1 protein-coding gene is annotated in these 535 nt (G+C 47.9%); it reads right to left on the bottom strand.

The genetic code is table 11. The annotated features are described in order from the left end of the window. The coding region (locus R7044_RS27680) for an ABC transporter permease subunit (protein ID WP_405540962.1) at positions 1-439 on the bottom strand (439 nt) is incomplete at its 3' end. Positions 440-535 lie beyond the last annotated feature (96 nt).

The following is a 535-nucleotide window of genomic DNA, read 5'->3' as shown; positions in this document are numbered from 1 at the left end:
CTCGTGCTATCTGCATAGTCGCCAAAGTGGTGATCAGTGCGTTGATTTGCAACTTAGCAATGACAAAACCGTTTAACAGACCAAAGGCAACGCCAGAAAGTAGACCTGCGCCCACACCAAGTACCACGCTGCTGGTTGCGTTAATTGCGACGGCGGTAACCACACCAGAGCAAGCAATGATGGACGCGACCGACAAATCCAGATCACCGCACGCCAAGCAAAACAGCATGGCACACGCCACCATGCCACTCATAGAGATCGCCAAACCCAGACCTTTCATATTGATGAACGTCGCAAAGTAAGGCACAAAGAAAGCACACAATAAAAACAGACCAGCGAACACCATCAGCATGCCGAATCGGTCCCAAATCCCAGCAAAATTCCATGAACGCTTCGCGTCCTGTTGTTCTAGTATTTTCGTAGAGCTTGTTACAGACATAGGATATTCCTTTATTATGCAGCAGCTTGGTTGTTGCCTAGCATGGCTAAACTCAAAGCAGTTTGTTCTTTAAACTCATGGCGCTGTAGTTCACCT

The organism is Vibrio sp. 1402 (assembly GCF_033340275.1).
This window is presented reverse-complemented; position numbering and strand designations above follow the sequence as displayed.